A 15,051-nucleotide genomic window follows, 5' to 3' on the forward strand; every position below is an offset into this window, starting at 1 on the left:
CGACCATCGCTGGATGGGCGCGGCGCTCGCCCTGGCGTCACGGGCACGGGGGCGCACCAGTCCCAATCCGGCCGTCGGCTGCGTCATCGTGCGCGATGGCGTGGTGGTGGGACGCGGCTGGACCCAGCCGGGCGGGCGGCCGCATGCGGAGGCCATGGCGCTGGGTGAGGCGGGTGAGGCGGCGCGCGGTGCAACCGCGTACGTGACGCTGGAACCCTGCGCGCATGTTTCACCTCGCGGGCCGGCTTGCGCCGATCTTTTGCTGGCATCGGGGGTCGCGCGGGTCGTGGCGGCGATCGGCGATCCTGATCCGCGCACGAACGGCAAGGGGCTGGCGCGACTCGCTGCAGCGGGGATTTCCACCACGGTCGGCATCCGCAGTGACCAGGCGCGCGCGTCGATGGCCGGTTTCCTGATGCGCCAGGCGCAAGCGCGGCCCCTGGTGACGCTCAAGCTCGCCACGTCGTTGGATGGCTGCATCGCGCGTGCAGATGGTGAAAGCCGGTGGATCACCGGCGCGGCGGCGCGCGCGCATGTGCATCTTGAGCGCAGCCGGCACGAGATCGTCCTGGTCGGGCGCGGCACCTGGGACATGGATCGGCCGGCGCTGGACGTACGGCTGCCGGGGCTGGAAGCGCGCGCGCCGACGCGCGTAGTGCTGTCGCGTGGCAGCGCGGAGGACGGGGTGACGCGAATCGCGAGCCCCGAAGATGTGGCGACATTACCGGGCGATCATGTCTTCGTGGAAGGCGGCGCCGGGGCGGCCTCGGCTTTCCTGGCCGCCGATCTGGTCGATCGCCTGCTGCTGTACCGCGCGCCGATCCTGATCGGTGGCGGACGCCCGGCGCTGGGCGACATCGGCCTGGAGCGGCTGGCGGATGCGCACTGGCGCTGGACGCTGACCGATTCACGGATGCTTGGCAGCGACCGGCTCGAGGTCTACGAGCGGGCGCGATGTTCACCGGGATCATAACGGACGTAGGGGAGATCACGCGCGTCGATACGCGCGGCGATACGCGCGTCGTCGTCTCCACCAGCTACGAAACGATCGACATCGATCTTGGCGCATCAGTCGCCTGTTCGGGTGTCTGCCTGACCGTGGTCGACAAGGGGCCGGACTGGCTTGCCTTCGACGTTTCCGGCGAGACCATGACGCGGACGCAGCAGGGCCAGTGGATGGTCGGCCGTCGCCTCAATCTCGAACGCGCGATGAAGCTTGGCGACGAACTGGGCGGTCATATCGTAACCGGCCATGTCGACGGCATCGCCGAGGTGATCGGCATCTGCCCCGAGGGCGATTCGAAGCGAGTCGGCTTCCGCGTCGCCAGCGATCTCGCGCCATTCCTCGCCGCCAAGGGATCGGTGACGGTCGATGGCGTGTCGCTGACCGTCAACGAGGTGTCCGATGCCGATGACGGCTTCACCCACTTCGCGGTCAACATCATCCCGCACACCCAGGCGGTGACGACGCTTTCGGATCTGGCGCCGGGCAGCGCCGTCAACATCGAGATCGATGTGCTGGCCCGCTACCTCCAACGGATGGAACATTATCGTGCAAAAGCCCGCTGAACTCGCGCGCCTGCGCCACGCCTTTCTTTCGACTCCGGAAGAGATCATCGACGAGGCCAAGAACGGCCGGATGTTCATCCTGGTCGATGACGAGGATCGCGAGAACGAGGGCGATCTCGTCATCCCCGCACAGATGGCGACGCCGGAAAAGATCAATTTCATGGCACGGCACGGGCGCGGGCTGATCTGCCTTGCGCTCACCAAGTCGCGGGTCGATGCGCTCGGACTCGACCTGATGAGCCGCCATAACGGCACCCGGCACGAGACCGCGTTCACCGTTTCGATCGAGGCGCGCGACGGCGTTACCACCGGCATCTCGGCCGCGGACCGCGCGCGGACGATCGCCGTCGCGATCGACGCCAGCAAGGGGCGGGAGGAGATCGTGACGCCGGGCCACGTCTTCCCGCTGGTTGCGCGCGACGGCGGCGTGCTGGTGCGTGCGGGTCATACCGAGGCCGCGGTCGACGTATCGCGCCTCGCCGGCCTCAACCCCTCGGGCGTGATCTGCGAGATCATGAACGAGGATGGCACGATGTCGCGCATGGACGATCTCGTCTCGTTCGCGCAGCTCCACAACCTGAAGATCGGCACGATCCGTGACCTGATCGCTTATCGGCGCCGCTACGATCATCTGGTCGAGAAGAAGGCGGAGATGACCTTCGAATCGCGCTGGGGCGGGCAGTGGAAGGCCGTGACCTTCCACAACAAGGCGACTGGCGACGAGACGATCGCGCTGGTGAAGGGCAAGATCGATCCCGACAAGCCGACGCTGGTGCGCATGCACACCGCGAGCTTCTTCGTCGACATGTTCGGTGAGGTTTCCGAACGCGCTGGGCTGCTCTCCACCTCGATGGAGATGATCGCTGAGGAAGGTGCGGGGGTGATCGTGGTGATCAACCGCGCGATGAAGGGCGTGGTTTCGCGCTTCATGCAGCTTCGCGCCGAGGGGAAGGGCGCCGGCGCACCGGAGGTTGAGGAACTGCGCGACTATGGCGTCGGCGCGCAGATCCTGGCCGAACTGGGGGTTGAGGAGATGGTGCTTCTCACCAACACGCACCACACGCTGGTTGGCCTCGAAGGCTACGGCCTGTCGATCGTCGGCGAACGCGCGATCCCGGGTACCGGCGGCGAGTGATGCGAACCGGGGCGGACGAAGCGCGTTCGCCCAAATATGCGCATGTCGAGCGTGAGCGCCGCTGGTTGGTCGACCCGGCGGCGCGACCGCCTGTGCCGACCGATCACGTGCTGATCGAGGATCGGTACATCCACAGAACTCGGATGCGGCTGCGGCGGATGACGGACAGCACGACCGGACAGGTCGCGCTGAAGCTGACCAAGAAATATACCGCGGACGATCCGCTCGCCCGCGCGATCGTCACCACGTATCTGAAAGAGGCGGAATTTACCCTGCTGGCACGCCTGCCGGGAACGGCGCTGATCAAGCGCCGGCACGATCTGGTCGGCGGGCCGGTCACCTACAGCCTCGATCGTTTTGCCGGCCCGCTCGAGGGGCTGGAACTCGCCGAGATCGAATGGCCGGACGATGCCGGGCTTCGAGGCTTGCCGCCGCCGCCCGGTTCGATACGGGAAGTCAGCAACGACCCGCGCTACCAAGGTGGCGCGCTGGTCGAGCATGGCAGACCGAAGGAAGATTGATGGCCAACATCCTCATCGTCGAAGCCCGCTTCTACGATCATCTGAACGACATGCTGATCGCCGGCGCCCGCGCCGCCATCGAGGCGGCTGGCCACCAGGCCGAGGTGGTGACGGTCCCCGGCGCGCTGGAAGTGCCCGGTGCGATCGCGATGGCTGCGGAAAGCGGACGCTATGACGCCTTCGTCGCGCTTGGCGTGGTGATCCGGGGCGAGACCTATCACTTCGAGATCGTCTCCAACGAAAGCGCGCGCGGGATCATGGCGCTAACCATGGACGGCATTGCAATCGGCAATGGCATCCTCACCACCGAAAACGAGGGGCAGGCGATCCGGCGCGCGGATCCGGCGCAGCTCGACAAGGGCGGCGGCGCCGCGCTGGCCGCGATCGCGATGATGGACCTTCGCGATCGTCTATCCTGATCAAGCGCAGCCGCAGATGACGGCTGCGACATAAAGTATCTGGCAAGATTCCGTGAGCTTACTTATACGGGTGTAAGTAAGCTCACGGAGGAAGAGGATGCCGTACGCCCACACGATCGAGGGTAACCCGCATTGGCTGCCGGTTAATCCCCCGTCCGCGTTGAACGATATTCCCGGTGAGCGCGGTTTGCCCTTCGTCGGCAACACGTTCCGCGTGCTGAAGGACCCGCTGGGCTTCACCCGGAAGATGGTGGCCAAGCACGGGCCGGTTTATCGCAACAACAGCTTCGGCGGCGATTCGGTCGTCCTGCTCGGTCCCGACGCGAACGAACTGGTGCTGTTCGACAAAGAGAAGAACTTCTCTTCCGAACAGGGCTGGGGCCCGATCCTCAATCTCGTCTTCCCGCGCGGCCTGATGCTGATGGATTTCGAAAAGCATCGTGCCGACCGCAAGGCATTGTCGGTGGCGTTCAAGCCGGAGCCGATGAAGCATTACGCCGAGGAACTGAACGCCGGCATAGCGTCACAGGTGGATGGCTGGGCCAACCGCACCATGCCTTTCTACAGCGCGATCAAGGCGCTGAGCCTCGATCTTGCGGCAACGAGCTTCCTCGGTGTGCCGCTGGGGCCGGAGGCGGCGCGAATCAACCAGGCGTTTGTCGACGAGGTGCAGGCCTCGGTCTCCCCCATCCGCACGCCGCTGCCGGGCACGTCGATGCGCAAGGGCGTGAAGGCACGCGAATATCTGGTCGACTTCTTCACTCGCGAAGTGCCCGCACGGCGCAACGGGACGGGGCAGGATTTCTTCTCGCAATTCTGCCGCGCGACCGACGAGAAGGGCGACCTGCTGCCGACCGACGCGATCGTCGATCACATGAACTTCCTGATGATGGCGGCGCACGACACGATCACCTCCTCGGCGACGAGCCTAGTGATGCTGCTGGGGCAGCACCTGAAATGGCAGGACCGCCTGCGCGAGGAAATTGCCGGCATCGGCAGCAACGACGGCACGGTGCCCTATGGCCAGCTCGATCGGCTGGTGTTGACCGAATATGCCTTCAAGGAAGCGCTGCGGATGATGCCGCCGGTGCCCTCAATCCCGCGCCGCGCGATGCGGGATTTCGAATTCGGCGGTTATCGCATCCCTGCTGGAACGTTCGTGGGCGTCAACACCGCTTACACTCATCACATGCCGGAGCATTGGCCGAACCCGGACCAGTTCGATCCGATGCGCTTTACGCCAGAAGCATCAAAGGGGCGGCATCGTTTCGCCTGGGTGCCGTTCGGCGGCGGCGCGCATATGTGCATCGGGCTTCACTTCGCGACGATGCAGATCCGGATCCTGATGGCGCAGCTGCTGAGCCGCTATCGCATCGAGCTGGCGCCGGGCGCAGGTGAGGATTGGCAGATCTTTCCGATCCCGAAGCCGAAGGATGGCCTGCCGGTGACCTTCCAGCCGATCTGAGGAGCCGGCACCGTTAGCGAACGTCACCCCGATCGGCACCGGGGTGACGCGAACGTGTTGGTTAGGCGGCAGGTCCGCCGTGGCGGCGGACAGCTGCAATCAATCCTTGTTACGGTTCGCGAAGAGCACCGCGGCGGCGACGGCGGCGGAGCCGATGCCCACGCCAAGCCCGATTTTGCCCAGATCCCATCCCTTGCGGTCGCGCTTGGCGTCCTTGGCGGCCTTCTCGTGCTGCTTTGCCGAAGCGGCGGTGGCGAGGATCTCATTGGGTTCGTCGGACACGCTTACTCTCCTTTGCTCCGTTGATAGCGCCCGCGGAACGTGTCCGCGAACGATTTGAGCCGTTGCTCGGCGATTGCCGCGCGCAGGTCGGCCATCAAGGCCTCGTAAAAGACGATGTTATGTTCGGTCATCAGCATCGCGCCGAGGATTTCTCCGGCGCGCACCAGATGATGGAGATAGGCGCGGCTCCACGTCGCGCAGGTCGGGCAGGCGCATTCGGGATCGAGCGGTCCCTGGTCCTCCGCAAAGCGCGCGTTGCGGATGTTGATCGGCCCGTTCCGGGTGAACGCCTGGCCGGTGCGGCCGGAGCGGGTGGGCAGCACGCAATCGAACATGTCAACGCCGCGCTCGACCGCGCCGACGATGTCGTCGGGCTTGCCCACGCCCATCAGGTACCGCGGCTTGTCTGCCGGAAGCTGGCCGGGAGCGAAATCGAGGCAGCCGAACATGGCTTCCTGTCCTTCGCCCACGGCAAGGCCACCAATCGCATAGCCATCAAAGCCGATGTCGATCAGCGCGTCCGCGCTTGCCTTGCGGAAGCCTTCGTCCAGCGCGCCTTGCTGGATGCCGAAGATCGCATTGTTGGCGGCATGCTCACCGCCGCTGTCGAATGCCTCGCGCGAGCGCTTGGCCCAGCGCATCGAACGTTCCATCGCGGCGGCCTGCACCTCGCGCGTCGAGGTGGTCGGCACCAGTTCGTCGAACGCCATGATGATGTTCGAGCCGAGCAGGCGCTGGATCTCGATCGACCGTTCGGGGCTCAGCAGATGGCGCGTCCCGTCGAGGTGCGACTTGAAGGTGATGCCTTCTTCCGACCGTTTGGTGAGATCGGCGAGGCTCATCACCTGATAGCCGCCGGAGTCAGTCAGGATCGGCTTGTCCCAGCCCATGAAGCGATGAAGGCCGCCGAGGCGCGCGACGCGCTCCGCCCCCGGGCGGAGCATCAGGTGATAGGTGTTGCCAAGGATGATGTCAGCGCCCGTCGCGGCAACATCAGCTGGCTTCATCGCCTTGACGGTGGCCGCGGTACCGACCGGCATGAAAGCCGGCGTGCGGATGACGCCCCGCTGCATCGCGATCGAACCGGTGCGCGCGGCGCCATCAGTCGCAGCGATGGTGAAGGTGAAGCGATCGCTCATCACCGGCGCCGCTTTCCCTTGCCCTGCGGCATGCGATCGTCGCCGAACGCGCGCGCACGGATCGTCAGCAGCTCCGCGCGTGTGACGACACCATCCTTGTCACGGTCGTAGCGGGTGAAGAATTCACCGAGCTTCGCCTGAAGCTCGGGGAGGGTGATGCGATTGTCGCCGTCACGATCGGTCTCGAACGGGCTTGGCAGGGCGTTGCGATCGCCCAGGAACCGCTCTGCCCAGTCGGCGAAGGCGATATAGCCGAGCGCGCCGGTGCCGCCGGTGTCGATCGCCTCGAACGTGCGGCGAGCGCCTGCATCGAGTTCCGCGCGCGTCACGCGTGCGTCACCATCGGCATCGAAGGTCGCGATCAGCATCGCGGCAGGCTCATAGGCCATGGTCGCCGGCGGCTGGGCGGGGCCGGGGGGCACGGCGGGGACAGGCGTGGCCTGAAGAAGCAGGGGGAGGATCAGCATCGGTCGGCCGGTGTTCGCACAAGAAAAGGAGAGGGGCCTGCCATCGCGGCTGGATGGCATGCCCGTCAACGCTGTTTTCCGCAGCGGCGATGAACGGAACGTGAGTGCTTTGCGGCGGCGCGAGGCTGCTCAGTCGTCGACGTGGAAGATCTGGAGATCGCGCAGGTTGATCGTCAGCTGGACGCTCAGCGCATGTTCCATCTGCGATTCCCCGCCGTCGCGGCCGGGTCGGAACTGGTTCAGATAGCCGATGTCGGCCACCGTGTTCTTGCCCAGCGGCACCGCGAAGCCGACGATGTTGCGCATGCGGTCATAGCCGCTGCGCTGGCCCCAGCGGGTGCTGTTGGGCATGAAGAAGCTCTCGTGACTTAGGAACAGCGCGAGGCCGTTCTCGCCGATCTTGTGGTTGTAACGGACCAGCGGACGGATCCGCACGCCGACGCCGCCGCCACGAACGGAGAAGCGCTCGTCGACGCGGAAGCGGGTGCTGAACGGGCCGAAGCTGGCGACGACCTGCTGGCGCAGCCGATCCTCGTCACCGCTGTTGTTGCCGTTATGCGCGCCGACCTTGCGATAACCGGTGCCGATCTCGACGTTGTCAGCGACGCGGTAGCCGATCAGCACGCCGAACTCGGTTTGGTAGAGGCCGTCCTGCCGATCGCTGAAGCGAGCGATCTGCTCCAGCGTGACGCGGACCTTATCCTGGATCGGCACGTGCGTGTTGATCTGGAACCAGAGCTGCTCGTCGTGCCGCTGCGCCAGCGCGGGCGTCCCGACGCTGACGGCGGCGACCGCGCTTGCGGCGCCGAGCGCCATACGGAGAGACCCGGCAAACCGGCGGTGGTCAGATCGCGACATGGGGAGCGTCATCCGCGCAGCGATGCTGGCCGCGGGAAGCGGGGGATCGCCATCGAAGGGGAGGATAGTGCTGGATGCCCGACAAGGATTCGAACCTTGATTGACGGAGTCAGAGTCCGCTCTCTTACCATTAGAGGATCGGGCAACAGCCGCTCGCTGCTCCGAGAAGCAACGACAGGGGCGCGCCTCTAAGCCGGCATGAAACGAAGGTCAAGCACTGGAATCGCGCGCCGCTTGCGGCAGGTGGTTGCTCACGCTACCTTCCGCTTCAAGCACCGAGCGGGCCGCGAGGGCCCGTGACGGCAGAACATAGAAGAAAGACACGGCACGTGGCGAAACAATCCGCCGACCTGCCGTACCGGCGCGGAGAGGCCCGCGCCCGTTCGGCCTCCGAGGGCCCACCTGTGGCCCGCCTTCGCCAAGGCTTTGCGCGCCATTATGCGGCGCTGGATCTTGGCACCAACAATTGCAGGTTACTGATCGCACGGCCGCAGGGAGACGGCTTTGCGGTGGTCGACGCCTTTTCGCGAATCGTGCGGCTGGGCGAGGGGCTGGCGATCACGGGGCGCCTGTCCGACGAGGCGATCGAGCGCACGATCGGGGCGCTACGCATCTGTTCCGACAAGCTGAAGCGCCGCAACGTCACACTGGCGCGGTCTGTCGCCACCGAGGCGTGTCGGCGGGCGAGCAACGGTGCTGCGTTCATCGCCCGCGCCTATGAGGAAACCGGCATCCACCTCGATGTGATCTCGGCAGAGGAAGAGGCACGCCTGGCGGTGCTTGGCTGCCACGTGCTGCTGGAACCCGGCAACGCGCCGGCATTGGTGTTCGACATCGGCGGCGGCTCGACCGAACTGGTGCTGATCGACACTTCCACGACCGTGCCGACGGTGATCGACTGGCATTCGGCCCCATGGGGCGTCGTGTCGCTCACCGAAAGTGCCGGCGGCGGCGAGGGGCCGGCGGGGCTGGCTGCGGCTTATGAGCGGATGCGCGGGCTGGTGCGCGAGAGCTTCGCGCCGTTTGCCGCCCGCCTCCCCAAGGAGCCGGGGCCTCGCCGGCTGCTCGGCACGTCGGGGACCGTGACGACGCTGGCAAGCGTTCACCTTGGGCTCGATCGTTATGATCGCACCCAGGTGGACGGGCTGATTGCGCCGGCCGAGTCGATGCGCCGGATCAGCCATGAGCTTGCCCATATGTCGATCGCGCAGCGCGCGCAGTTGCCCTGCATCGGCCGCGAGCGGGCGGATCTGGTGGTTGCCGGATGCGCTATCCTGGAGACGATCCTCGATCTATGGCCCGCCGAGCGGCTTGGCGTGGCCGATCGTGGCATACGGGAGGGCATTTTGCGGCGTTTGATGGCGAACGGACGGTGAGAGGCGGAGGCGGATTGCGCACGCGTGTGCGCACTGCGCGCGGCCGGACGGCGCAATCCACGCGCTGGCTGGAGCGGCAGCTCAACGACCCCTACGTCAAGCGGGCGAAGGCCGAGGGCTATCGCAGCCGCGCGGCGTACAAGCTGATCGAGCTGGACGAGCGGTTCGGCATCCTGAAGGGCGCAAAGCGGATCGTCGACCTGGGCATGGCGCCGGGCGGCTGGAGCCAGGTGGTGCGCCGGCAGGTGCCGGGAAGCACCGTCGTCGGGATCGACTTGTTGCCCGTAGACCCGCTGGACGGCGTTACGATCTTCCAGATGGATTTCATGGCGGACGAAGCGCCCGACCGGCTGATCGAGGCGCTCGGCGGCGCGCCCGATGTCGTCATGTCCGACATGGCGGCGAATACGGTGGGCCACCCGCAGACCGATGCGCTGCGCACCATGGCGTTGGTTGAGGCGGCAAGCGACTTCGCCATCCAGGTGCTGAAGCCGGGCGGCACGTTCGTGGCGAAGGTGTTCGCCGGCGGCGCCGATTCGTCGCTGATCGCCCTTCTGAAGAAGAACTTCACGACCGTGAAGCACGCCAAGCCGCCGTCGAGCCGCAAGGGTTCGGTGGAATGGTTCGTCGTGGCGCAGGGCTTCAAGGGCCGGCCTGATGAGGCCGCGGAGGAATAAGCGGATGCGTCACCCCGGGCAGCCCGGGGTGACGTTCCCAGCCGCTATGCAGGGCCGCCGCTCGCCCGGATCGTGCCGTTGACGCCGGCGGGGAAGAAGCCGCCGCTCTGGACCGCCGAGCGGCTCTGATAGACGACGTTCAGAACCTGCTGGCCCGTGCGGCCGATCACCAGGCCACCAGGATCTGTCGGCACCAGATTGGCGACGGCTGCGGTGCCGATATCCTGGTCTGTGTCATCCCCGCCATCGAGTAGATCCCGCGATTCCGAGATCCGCGCGATCTGACCGTAGATCGCCGGCGTCGTCAGCCCACGCCGCCAGAGTTCGGCGCGAATGACCCCGTCATGGTAGCATTCGGTGGCAAGGATGCCGGCTGCCGCTTCCAGGAACGTCTTGTTCGAGATCAGCCGCGCCGCGCCGCGATAAGCGGTGACCCCGACATCGGTGAGGAGATACGAGCCGATCAGGAAGTTTTCGTCATTGGCGAAGGGATCGAAGATGTCGTTCGGTCCAACCACACCAGCTGCTCGCGCAGCCGCCGTGAACGCACCAACCGGCGTTGCATTGCCGATCGTGACGGTGGCACTCCCCGAGAGGTTGATCGCCGGCTGCGCGGCCGCCGCGCTCCCCAGTGCATTGCGCAGGAAGGTGATGTGGCCGATCTCGTCGAAGGCGATTTCGCGCGCATATTGCTGCACCACCGGATCGGTGAAGGTGACGGCGCGCGCCGCTCCCGGACCGGTGCCGGTGGCGACAGCCCCTTGCGTGCCGGTGCCCGTCTGCAGAGCGGCGGGGATGCCCTGGCCGGAGACGGCGTAGGCGTAATAATTGCCCTCCAGATACTCGAGCTGAAGCGCGAAGTTCAGGATGTCCTGATCGGTCAGCCCCGGAGGCGGCGGGGGCGGCGGTGGAGGCGGCGGCGGAATGACATCATCGTCATCGTCGCATGCCGAAAGCAGGGACAGGCCCCCCGTCATCGCGGCCGCGCCGCCGCACAGGCGGATGAAGCTGCGCCGCGCTTGCCGCTGATGCTCTGCGCGCTCCATCAGATCCAGGAACTCGATTTGGTCGCTCATCGCCGCCTCCTCAATTTGCGCCCGAGCGGCGAAGCGCCGGGTTCGGATTGTTGGTGCCGTTCGGGAAGAAGCCGCCTGACGTCACGGCATTGCGCGTCAGATAGGCGATGTTGTGGACCTGCTCGGTGTTCCGGCTGAAGACGATGCCGTTCGCGTCGGTCGGCACAAAATTGGCCGTGAGGCCGAACTGGGTCTCCACCGGCGAGACGCCCGAATCGTCATCGGCGACGATCTGCGGCGGCCCCGCCGAGTTGAACGATCCGTCGACCAGATTGCGCAGCGCGGAGATCTTGTCGGTATTCGTACGGAGGACCGGGACCTCGACGCCGCGCCGATAAAGCGCGCCGCGGATGATCCCGGCGTGGAAGCCCTCGGCAGCGAGGATTCCGGCCGCGCCGTCGATATTGTCGACATTGGTCAGCAGTGGTGCCGCGCCCTTGTACGCGGTGACGCCGACGTCCTCGAAAATGTACGCGGCGAGGAGGAAATTGTCGTCGCTGGCATAGGGATCGAACACGCCGCCCGAGGCGGATAGATCGATTCCGGCCGCGACGGCCGCTGCGGTGAATATCGTGGGCGACAGGTCAATCGCCGGCTGCGCAACGGCGGATGAGCCGAGCACGCGGCGCAGCGTGGTGACATGCGCGAGCTCGTCAGAGGCGATCTCGCGGGCATATTGGATGACGGCCGGGTCCTGCAGATTGGCTTGCCGCGCGCCGACCGCCTGGCCCTGCGTTTGCGTCCCCGTCAGACGATCCGGCGGGATGCCCGTGCCGATCGTGGCGAAGCTGTAGAATTGCGCCTCAAGATATTCGAGGTTGAGTGCGAAGTTGAGAAGATCGATGTCGCTTGGTGCGGTTTGCGCCGCCGCACGCCCGGCCAGGCCGACGGCGCCGACACCAAGCGCCGCCCCGGCCAGCGCCATTCGGAAGAAGTCCCGCCGTCCGCCACCTCGGCCTGGCTCTGCTTCGAGCGCCAGGGTCAATTGCTCGCTTTCAGCCATGCTGTCTCTCCTTCCCGATCGATGATCGTCGCCGCGCTTTTCATGCGGAGTGCTTCGGAGCGGGGAGGGTTATCGGAATCGAATGGCGCGGCGATAAGTAAGACAACCTAGAACATATTGATTGTTGTCAGTGCCTTCGGGCTGAAAGGCGCCGGATTTGAGAAGCTGTTCTCTGAGAACGCGAGGCCGGTTCGCGGGGCAAGGGGCACAAAAAAAGCCGCAGCGTCCGCTGCGGCCTTTTTTGTTCGGATGGGGCAGCGACTGATCGCCGCGCCGGTTTAGCCGTCGTAGTCGGCGCCGAGGTTCTGGTTGCGCGGCGGGGCAGCGGCGGTGAGGCGAAGTGCCTCGGCCGAAGCCGCCAGCGAGCCGACCGCATCGGCCTCTTCCTCGTCGTCGATCTGCACGCGCTGCAGGCTCTGCACGACGGCTTCCTTGAGATCCGTCGGCTTGACCGTCTGCTCCGCGATTTCGCGCAGCGCGACGACCGGGTTTTTATCGCGATCGCGATCGATGGTCAGCTCCGCACCGCCCGACACCTGACGTGCACGCTGCGCAGCGAGCAGGACCAGATCGAACCGGTTGGGGATCTTGTCGACGCAATCCTCGACGGTGACGCGCGCCATGGACGCTTCCTTCGCAAAAATACCGCTGGGTAGAAGGCGGGCGATCTAGGGGGCGGCGCGGCACAAGTCAAGGAAAGCGCGTGCTTGCCCCGGGGGGAGCGGGCGGCCATCAGGGGCGGAACGATGAAGCATCCACCTGCCTTCGAGGTTGCCGGCAGCCAGCTGACGTTGCTGACCGAGGGACCGGATCGTCTTGCCGCCCTGACTGACCTGATCAACGGCGCGCAACAGTCGCTGCGCATGCTCTACTATATCTATGCCGACGATCATGCCGGGCGGCAGGTGCGCGACGCGCTGATCGCGGCGGCGCAGCGCGGCGTGAAGGTGGCGCTGATCGTCGACGGCTTCGGCAGCGACGAGGCGGCGGATCGCCGGTTCTTCGATCCGCTCGAGCCGGCGGGCGTCAGCGTGTGCCGCTTCATGCCGCGGCTTGGCCGGCGATACCTGCTGCGCAATCACCAGAAGCTGGCACTGGCCGATGGCGAGACGGGCGACAGCCGGATCATCATCGGTGGGTTCAACATCGAGGACGATTATTTCGGCACGGTCGACGAGAAGGCGTGGCGCGACCTGGGCCTGCTCGTCGAAGGGCCCGCGGCGGCGCGGATGGCCGGCTATTTCGATGCCCTGGAAGACTGGATCCGCTCATCCAACGGCAAGCTGCGTCACCTCAATCGTGCATTGGCGCAGTGGAGCGAGCGCGAGGGCGCGGTGCGGTGGCTGATCGGCGGGCCGACGCGCCGGCTGTCCCCGTGGGCGCGGGCAGTGCGAAACGACATGCGCCGCGCCGACCGGATCGACATTATCGCTGCCTATTTCACGCCGAGCCCGACGATGCTTCGCCGGCTGGATCGCGCCGGGCGGCTGGGCCGCGCGGTCCGAGTGGTGACGGCGCGCCATTCGGACAACAATGCGACGATCGCTGCGGCGCGCTTCACCTACCGCGGCCTCCTGAAAAAAGGCGCACGCATCTTCGAGTATCTGCCGACCAAGCTACACACCAAGCTCTATGCGGCGGGCGACGTGGTTCATATCGGCAGCGCCAACTTCGATATGCGCAGCCTGTTCATCAATTTGGAGCTGATGCTGCGGATCGAGGACAAGGCCTTCGCCGATCACGTCCGCGAATATATCGACGGAGAGATCGCGCGTTCGGAGGAGATCACGCAGGAAGGCTATCTGGCGGCGACCGGCCCGTTGCAGCGGATCAAGCAGTTCGTCGCCTATCTGATCGTCGGCGTCGCGGATCCGTTGGTGTCGCGAAGCCTCAACTTCGGGATCGACGAATGAACCAGAAGCACGATTTCGCCAGCCGGATCGAATGGACCGGCAATCGCGGCGCAGGGACGGCGAGCTATCGCGGCTACGACCGGACCTGGTCGATCACCACGCCGGGCAAGCCGCGGGTGGATTGTTCGAACGATCCGCGGCTCGGCGGCGATCCGGCGCTCCACAATCCCGAGGACCTGCTGATCGCCTCGCTCTCCGCCTGCCACATGCTGTGGTACCTCCACCTCGCGAGCGAAGCGGGCCTTGTGGTGGAGGATTATCAGGACGCGCCGCTCGGCCATGGCGAAAGCACGCCGGATGGTGCGGGTCGTTTCGTCGCGGCGACGCTTCGGCCGCGGATCACGCTACGTCAGGGAAGCGACCACGCCCGGGCCGACGCGATCCACCATGAGATCGGCAAGGTGTGCTTCGTTGCCCGCTCGGTCGCCTTCCCGGTGCGGTACGAGGCGACGTACCTGGAGGTGTGACCGCTCGGTTCGGGCGGTGTGCGTTCAGTTCTTCCAGGCCCAGTAGAGCTGCGCTGGCGGCACGTTCCACCATTCCATGTCGTGATCGATGCGGGTGAAATGCGGCGCGATGAAGTCGCGCACCTTGGGGCTGAACTGATAGACCAGGAACGCGCCGCCGGGCCGGAGCACGCGCTGCGTTGCCTCTGCGATTGCCGGGCCGACTCCCGCCGGCAGGGTGGAAAAGGGCAGGCCGGAAAGGACGAAGTCCGCCGCCTCATGCCCGTGTTCGGCGACGATCGCCTCGACGTCCGCCGCCGAGCCTTCGACCGCGACGAAGCGCGAATCGACGATCGTGTGATCGAGATAGCGGATGAAATCGGCGTTGGTGTCGATAGCGATCAAGGTCGCGTCGGGCGCCATCCGCTCCAGGATCGGGCGGCAGAAGGTGCCGACGCCGGGGCCATATTCCACGAACAGCTTGCAGTTCGCCCAATCTACCGGGGCCAGCATCTTGTCGATGAGCTTGCCCGAGGAGGGGATGATCGACCCCACCATCACGGGATGCTTCAGGAACCCGGAGAAGAACATCTGCCAGGGGCCCGGTACGCCGGTACGGGATCTCTCGCGGCGCACCGCACTGGTGGAGCTTGGCATGGAGGAAAGATATCTCCCGAACGGATCGTCAAACGTGCCGAACGCGGC

General features: G+C 66.0%; 18 protein-coding genes and 1 tRNA gene. 10 read left to right on the forward strand and 9 right to left on the reverse strand.

Annotation, left to right across the window (positions count from 1 at the left end; translation table 11 throughout):
* The first annotated feature begins 13 nt into the window (after nt 1-13).
* From ribD to ACH0CP_RS07470, 6 genes are all read left to right on the forward strand, one after another.
* On the forward strand, nt 14-973 hold the full coding sequence (ribD, locus tag ACH0CP_RS07445; RefSeq protein WP_294442359.1) for a bifunctional diaminohydroxyphosphoribosylaminopyrimidine deaminase/5-amino-6-(5-phosphoribosylamino)uracil reductase RibD: 960 nt from the start codon (nt 14-16) through the stop codon (nt 971-973).
* Entirely contained in the window at nt 955-1,569 is a 615-nt protein-coding gene (locus ACH0CP_RS07450; RefSeq protein ID WP_294442277.1) for a riboflavin synthase, read from the forward strand. Before ribD ends, ACH0CP_RS07450 begins: the two co-directional genes overlap by 19 nt.
* A complete protein-coding gene (gene ribB, locus ACH0CP_RS07455; RefSeq protein WP_406875481.1) occupies nt 1,514-2,704 on the forward strand; it encodes a 3,4-dihydroxy-2-butanone-4-phosphate synthase in 1,191 nt (396 codons plus the stop codon). Before ACH0CP_RS07450 ends, ribB begins: the two co-directional genes overlap by 56 nt.
* Nucleotides 2,704-3,225 (forward strand): hypothetical protein, encoded by a 522-nt coding sequence (locus ACH0CP_RS07460; protein WP_294442275.1) that lies wholly within the window; start codon nt 2,704-2,706, stop codon nt 3,223-3,225. Before ribB ends, ACH0CP_RS07460 begins: the two co-directional genes overlap by 1 nt.
* Entirely contained in the window at nt 3,225-3,644 is a 420-nt protein-coding gene (ribH, locus tag ACH0CP_RS07465) for a 6,7-dimethyl-8-ribityllumazine synthase (protein WP_294442274.1), read from the forward strand. Before ACH0CP_RS07460 ends, ribH begins: the two co-directional genes overlap by 1 nt.
* 97 nt (nt 3,645-3,741) lie before the next feature.
* A complete protein-coding gene (locus ACH0CP_RS07470) occupies nt 3,742-5,109 on the forward strand; it encodes a cytochrome P450 (RefSeq protein WP_406875483.1) in 1,368 nt (455 codons plus the stop codon).
* A 99-nt stretch (nt 5,110-5,208) separates the two neighbouring features.
* Here ACH0CP_RS07470 and ACH0CP_RS07475 read toward each other — a convergent pair whose 3' ends face one another.
* The 5 genes from ACH0CP_RS07475 to ACH0CP_RS07495 all read right to left on the reverse strand — a co-directional run bounded on the left by ACH0CP_RS07475 (nt 5,209) and on the right by ACH0CP_RS07495 (nt 8,000).
* Nucleotides 5,209-5,391, reverse strand: coding sequence for a hypothetical protein (locus ACH0CP_RS07475; protein WP_294444746.1), 183 nt, complete (start codon nt 5,389-5,391; stop codon nt 5,209-5,211).
* A 2-nt stretch (nt 5,392-5,393) separates the two neighbouring features.
* Nucleotides 5,394-6,530, reverse strand: a complete 1,137-nt coding sequence (tgt, locus tag ACH0CP_RS07480) for a tRNA guanosine(34) transglycosylase Tgt (RefSeq protein ID WP_294444745.1) — start codon at nt 6,528-6,530, stop codon at nt 5,394-5,396.
* Nucleotides 6,530-6,997 carry an EF-hand domain-containing protein gene (locus ACH0CP_RS07485; RefSeq protein WP_294444744.1) on the reverse strand — a complete coding sequence of 156 codons (468 nt, stop codon included), beginning with the start codon at nt 6,995-6,997 and terminating at the stop codon, nt 6,530-6,532. Before ACH0CP_RS07485 ends, tgt begins: the two co-directional genes overlap by 1 nt.
* Nucleotides 6,998-7,126: 129 nt before the next feature.
* Nucleotides 7,127-7,813 (reverse strand): DUF2490 domain-containing protein, encoded by a 687-nt coding sequence (locus tag ACH0CP_RS07490; RefSeq protein WP_294444743.1) that lies wholly within the window; start codon nt 7,811-7,813, stop codon nt 7,127-7,129.
* Between the two features lie 113 nt (nt 7,814-7,926).
* Nucleotides 7,927-8,000 (reverse strand) — tRNA-Gln (locus tag ACH0CP_RS07495).
* A 184-nt stretch (nt 8,001-8,184) separates the two neighbouring features.
* Here ACH0CP_RS07495 and ACH0CP_RS07500 point away from each other — a divergent pair.
* Both ACH0CP_RS07500 and ACH0CP_RS07505 read left to right on the forward strand, forming a co-directional pair.
* A complete protein-coding gene (locus ACH0CP_RS07500; RefSeq protein WP_406875485.1) occupies nt 8,185-9,231 on the forward strand; it encodes a Ppx/GppA phosphatase family protein in 1,047 nt (348 codons plus the stop codon).
* Nucleotides 9,232-9,257: 26 nt separating this feature from the next.
* On the forward strand, nt 9,258-9,908 hold the full coding sequence (locus tag ACH0CP_RS07505) for an RlmE family RNA methyltransferase (RefSeq protein ID WP_406888436.1): 651 nt from the start codon (nt 9,258-9,260) through the stop codon (nt 9,906-9,908).
* A 44-nt stretch (nt 9,909-9,952) separates the two neighbouring features.
* On the opposite strand, the gene ACH0CP_RS07510 is transcribed toward ACH0CP_RS07505, so the two are convergent.
* The 3 genes from ACH0CP_RS07510 to rpoZ form a co-directional block, all read right to left on the reverse strand.
* On the reverse strand, nt 9,953-10,984 hold the full coding sequence (locus tag ACH0CP_RS07510; protein ID WP_294444739.1) for a ferritin-like domain-containing protein: 1,032 nt from the start codon (nt 10,982-10,984) through the stop codon (nt 9,953-9,955).
* A gap of 10 nt (nt 10,985-10,994) precedes the next feature.
* Nucleotides 10,995-11,987, reverse strand: coding sequence for a ferritin-like domain-containing protein (locus ACH0CP_RS07515; protein ID WP_294444738.1), 993 nt, complete (start codon nt 11,985-11,987; stop codon nt 10,995-10,997).
* A gap of 278 nt (nt 11,988-12,265) precedes the next feature.
* On the reverse strand, nt 12,266-12,610 hold the full coding sequence (gene rpoZ, locus ACH0CP_RS07520) for a DNA-directed RNA polymerase subunit omega (RefSeq protein ID WP_294444737.1): 345 nt from the start codon (nt 12,608-12,610) through the stop codon (nt 12,266-12,268).
* 123 nt (nt 12,611-12,733) lie between these two features.
* Here rpoZ and ACH0CP_RS07525 point away from each other — a divergent pair, with 123 nt between their 5' ends.
* Complete coding sequence (locus ACH0CP_RS07525) at nt 12,734-13,900, forward strand: phosphatidylserine/phosphatidylglycerophosphate/cardiolipin synthase family protein (RefSeq protein ID WP_294444736.1); 1,167 nt, start codon at nt 12,734-12,736, stop codon at nt 13,898-13,900.
* Nucleotides 13,897-14,367: an OsmC family protein gene (locus ACH0CP_RS07530; RefSeq protein WP_294444735.1), complete on the forward strand. Its 471-nt coding sequence runs from the start codon at nt 13,897-13,899 to the stop codon at nt 14,365-14,367. Before ACH0CP_RS07525 ends, ACH0CP_RS07530 begins: the two co-directional genes overlap by 4 nt.
* Nucleotides 14,368-14,391: 24 nt before the next feature.
* Here the strand turns inward: ACH0CP_RS07530 and ACH0CP_RS07535 are convergent, their stop codons facing one another.
* A complete protein-coding gene (locus tag ACH0CP_RS07535; protein WP_294444734.1) occupies nt 14,392-15,003 on the reverse strand; it encodes a class I SAM-dependent methyltransferase in 612 nt (203 codons plus the stop codon).
* Nucleotides 15,004-15,051: the final 48 nt, after the last annotated feature.

The sequence above is a fragment of the Sphingomonas sp. 179-I 2A4 NHS genome, assembly GCF_045369135.1.
GTDB lineage: Bacteria > Pseudomonadota > Alphaproteobacteria > Sphingomonadales > Sphingomonadaceae > Sphingomonas.

Coding starts and splice junctions, on each gene's coding strand:
- ribD (WP_294442359.1), top strand. CDS start 14: ATGGGCGCGGCGCTCGCCCTGGCGTCACGGGCACGGGGGCGCACCAGT.
- ACH0CP_RS07450 (WP_294442277.1), top strand. CDS start 955: ATGTTCACCGGGATCATAACGGACGTAGGGGAGATCACGCGCGTCGAT.
- ribB (WP_406875481.1), top strand. CDS start 1,514: ATGTGCTGGCCCGCTACCTCCAACGGATGGAACATTATCGTGCAAAAG.
- ACH0CP_RS07460 (WP_294442275.1), top strand. CDS start 2,704: ATGCGAACCGGGGCGGACGAAGCGCGTTCGCCCAAATATGCGCATGTC.
- ribH (WP_294442274.1), top strand. CDS start 3,225: ATGGCCAACATCCTCATCGTCGAAGCCCGCTTCTACGATCATCTGAAC.
- ACH0CP_RS07470 (WP_406875483.1), top strand. CDS start 3,742: ATGCCGTACGCCCACACGATCGAGGGTAACCCGCATTGGCTGCCGGTT.
- tgt (WP_294444745.1), bottom strand. CDS start 6,530: ATGAGCGATCGCTTCACCTTCACCATCGCTGCGACTGATGGCGCCGCG.
- ACH0CP_RS07485 (WP_294444744.1), bottom strand. CDS start 6,997: ATGCTGATCCTCCCCCTGCTTCTTCAGGCCACGCCTGTCCCCGCCGTG.
- ACH0CP_RS07490 (WP_294444743.1), bottom strand. CDS start 7,813: ATGGCGCTCGGCGCCGCAAGCGCGGTCGCCGCCGTCAGCGTCGGGACG.
- ACH0CP_RS07510 (WP_294444739.1), bottom strand. CDS start 10,984: ATGAGCGACCAAATCGAGTTCCTGGATCTGATGGAGCGCGCAGAGCAT.
- ACH0CP_RS07515 (WP_294444738.1), bottom strand. CDS start 11,987: ATGGCTGAAAGCGAGCAATTGACCCTGGCGCTCGAAGCAGAGCCAGGC.
- rpoZ (WP_294444737.1), bottom strand. CDS start 12,610: ATGGCGCGCGTCACCGTCGAGGATTGCGTCGACAAGATCCCCAACCGG.
- ACH0CP_RS07525 (WP_294444736.1), top strand. CDS start 12,734: ATGAAGCATCCACCTGCCTTCGAGGTTGCCGGCAGCCAGCTGACGTTG.
- ACH0CP_RS07530 (WP_294444735.1), top strand. CDS start 13,897: ATGAACCAGAAGCACGATTTCGCCAGCCGGATCGAATGGACCGGCAAT.
- ACH0CP_RS07535 (WP_294444734.1), bottom strand. CDS start 15,003: ATGCCAAGCTCCACCAGTGCGGTGCGCCGCGAGAGATCCCGTACCGGC.